The organism is Bartonella sp. DB5-6, assembly GCF_000278115.1.
Lineage (GTDB): Bacteria > Pseudomonadota > Alphaproteobacteria > Rhizobiales > Rhizobiaceae > Bartonella > Bartonella refiksaydamii.
This window is the reverse complement of sequence record NZ_JH725114.1, coordinates 322,022-323,654: the sequence shown is the minus strand read 5'-3', so window position 1 is coordinate 323,654 and position 1,633 is coordinate 322,022. Positions and strand designations below refer to the sequence as shown.

1 protein-coding gene and 1 pseudogene are annotated in these 1,633 nt (G+C 39.6%); both read right to left on the bottom strand.

The window, feature by feature from the left end:
- Positions 1–206: 206 nt before the first annotated feature.
- Positions 207–332 (bottom strand): hypothetical protein, encoded by a 126-nt coding sequence (locus tag MCO_RS11460; protein WP_007552125.1) that lies wholly within the window; start codon positions 330–332, stop codon positions 207–209.
- A gap of 209 nt (positions 333–541) precedes the next feature.
- A pseudogene (locus MCO_RS01380) lies at positions 542–1,633 on the bottom strand (tyrosine-type recombinase/integrase); the annotation flags it as partial.

Below are 1,633 nucleotides of genomic sequence, written 5' to 3'. Positions count from 1 at the left end.
TTAAATAGCCCATTTTGTAAAAGGTATAAAAATGCGGATGAATGTCAGCCTTAAGTTTTTCTGTTTGTGATGATCAACAATCCCCTTTTTGCTTTTGCTTGGAATGGCGGGATTGTTCCCTCAATCATGTTATTTAACGGCTGAGGAAAAGAAGCACTTGCAAGCTGGCTCTGACGGCAGGGTACATGTTTCCTTCAATGGCATTTTTACTCCGCCTGAAGAGGCAGCTGTTTATGCGGTTCAGTTAGTTGATAATGAGCATGAGCCCTAGATCCGATTGTAACCAACGCGATAAAAAACCAAACTTTAAAGAGAATATCATTTTCTGTCATACTAGAATCTCCTCAGTCTCAAAAAATGAAAACAAATCATAAGCATTTATTAACCATATTTTTGCATCATTTGAAAGGTATTTAATCTATAAAAAACAGTGTTTTATTATAGTTTTTCTGATGTGATAATTTATGAATCTTATTGAGATGATATGAGAGAACAGAGAGAGAAAGTTATCCACAGATCATGGGGGTATGCACCCCATCTGTTAAGATTGCCCTGTGACATAAGCCGCCCATTTATCCATATAGATACAACGCTGTTCTAGATAGTCAGTACGACGATAGGCACGCTCTACTTGTCCTCCTACTCTATGACATAGAATGGTTTCAGCGACCTCATAGGGGGCATCGGTTGTTTCAGCGAGCCAATTGCGTAAACTAGAGCGAAAACCATGGGGGAAGGCTTCAAGTCTAGCACGTTTCATATGCTGTAATATATTACTCTCACCAAGAGGACCATGACCGGTAACAGAAAGGATAAAATCACTTTTGGAGAGATAACGGGCTTGTTCAATTACTTTTAATGCTTCAGATGATAAAGGCACACGAAACTCTGTTGTAGCATCACGTCTTCCTTTCATATTCTCAGCAGGTATGGTCCAGATATCCCCATCAATCTGATCTTCACGCATATGACGCAAAGGAAAAGTACGAACCTCTGTAAGGATAAGCAAACGCAAAGCCAGATGTGTTATATATGTTTTTTGGCAAAGTGTTTTATAAAAAGCGGGAATGTCTCTCCAATCCATAGCTGGTATATTTTGTGCTTTATGGAGTTGTTTTCCTAAGAGAGAACGTGCTTTTTCTACAGCTTGTAAATCCACATCCAAACCCAAAGCAGCCGCATGTTTGAGACAAAGATTGAGACGGGTAAGAGCTCTATTAGCTGTTGCTGCTTTTGTATGCCAAATAGGAGCAAGTGTATTGCGTATTTCTGTTTGTGTAATCTCAGAAACGGGCATACAGCCTAATTTAGGGAGAATATAAAGACGTAAAGGTGAAAACCAATCACAAGCCTTACCATCATCTTTTAATTCAGCTTTACGACTTTCAAAAGCATCTAAAGCAATGTCTTTTAAATAATGGAGATTACGCATTGCCTCACACTTTTGTTTATTGCGTTCTTTAATGGGGTCACGACCCTCGTGCAAAATAGAACGCCATTGGTTTGCCAATTCACGAGCTTTTTTAAAGAAACGTTTCGCAATGCACCCAAGCCCATTTCACGGCGCCGACCATGAATGGTATAACGATAAAGCCATTGAGCACCTCTATCTTTCGTTTATGAAGGAGCAAGC

Coding starts and splice junctions, on each gene's coding strand:
- MCO_RS11460 (WP_007552125.1), bottom strand. CDS start 332: ATGACAGAAAATGATATTCTCTTTAAAGTTTGGTTTTTTATCGCGTTG.